Origin of the sequence: Candidatus Symbiopectobacterium sp., from assembly GCF_020054415.1 — a bacterium.
GTDB lineage: Bacteria > Pseudomonadota > Gammaproteobacteria > Enterobacterales > Enterobacteriaceae > Symbiopectobacterium.
Window position 1 is genome coordinate 1 of sequence record NZ_JAHWCO010000010.1, and the last position, 1,675, is coordinate 1,675.

A 1,675-nucleotide genomic window follows, 5' to 3' on the forward strand; every position below is an offset into this window, starting at 1 on the left:
AACTCAAAGATGATCGCGGTGTTGAAAGTCTTGCTGGCTATCTCCGGAGTCTGGGTGACCGCCAGGTCGAATCCATTAACACCTTGTCGATGGACATGAATCCAGCCTGTATAAGCGCAGCGCGGCTCCATCTGCCTAACGCGGTGGAGAAGATCGCGTTCGACCACTTCCATGTAGCGAAAATGCTCTGTGCCATAGTAGATAAAACACGACAGTTGGAAATGAAAACCATCCCGCTACCGATACGAAAAAGAGCACATCGTTCCCGTTATCTGTGGTTGTACGGCCGCCATAAAGGTCATGGTCGAATAGCAGAAAGACTAGAAGCAGCGCAGAGGGTACTGCCTGATACCAATCGTTGCTGGGCAATGAAGGAGCTTGCCCGGGAACTCTGGAACTGCCGGTATGACGAACACAGCAGACGTCTGTGGCTGGAATGGATAGCGATGGCAAAAGACATTGGTGTCCCGCTACTAAGCAGCGCAGCCCGGACGTTACGTAAACAACTGTACGGGATCCTGAATACCATGAAACACAGGGTATCAAACGGTAATGCAGAGTCACTAAACAGAAAGATAAGGCTGCTGCGGATCAAGTCCAGAGGATACCGGAACAAAGAGCGCTTTAAAGTGGCAGTGATGTTCCGTTACGGCAGGTTAAACATGGAGTTATGAGTCTCCCACCATGATCGGGGAAGACCAATATAAAAACAGCATCCAGTCGTTTGTTGGCGAAAATGATGCGTGGAGTAAATCATCGGCCAGCGTAGGGCATTGGAAAGAGGAAAGCGAGCGCAAAAAGCGCTAACACAGCGTTACACATTTATCCAGTTAAAAATGCGCTATTTATCCCCAGAATGAGTATTTGTCTTAACAAAGTGGTTAGACCTGTGCTGTAAAAACATGCAACCATCAGTCGGATATAAACAGAAAATTGATTTTAATTAACTGATTGATTTATATCAATTAAATAAAAAAGCAGAGAATCACATCAACTCAACCAAAACCCGCGCCAATTCTCGCTTGCCACCGTTTTTCTAAACCTAATGCACATGGTTATCCACAGAAGTAGTGGATAACTCCCACAATCCCGCATGCCTGCTGCTTTAGTGAAATATCTTATCGTTATGGGACTGAGGGAAATCAAAATTTTTTTAGCGTTTTTGCAAAGATTTCACTTATGCATGGCTTTTTGACGTTTTGCACAAAAAAGCCGCTTGGTAACGCAAGTGGAGCACTCACCAGTAGAGGGAAGCGAAAGTTACCACTGCAAAAACGGATCTTATGGGCACTCTGCATAACCATAAGATCACAGTGTTGATGAGCAGAAATCATTCAATGAATTGTGACTGTGTAAGCAACCCTTATGGCTTCCTCTGCAACAGAATAAGTGTACGACTGCTTTATAATGTTACACGGTGTTCCGGCTCCATATCCTATATAATCTCCTGCTCGAGTTCATATGTCGCTCCATAGATAAGTTGTATTAGTCGCGACTAGATCTGAGACTGGACCTCGAAAGGTTGAGAGTTACCGGTTTTGATATGGGTGCCTAATCCTTAAACAAAACGCGAGGTAACTCTCATGCTTCATACTAACAATCCCATTATCAAACACAAAGCCGGCCTGCTCAATCTCGCCGAAGAACTCGGTAACGTATCAAAAGCCTGCAAGAT

The 1,675-nt window shown here is 45.1% G+C and carries 1 protein-coding gene; it reads left to right on the forward strand.

The annotated features are described in order from the left end of the window. A partial coding sequence (locus QZ506_RS00315; protein WP_291968288.1) for a transposase occupies window positions 1–674 on the forward strand: 674 nt, incomplete at its 5' end. Window positions 675–1,675: the final 1,001 nt, after the last annotated feature.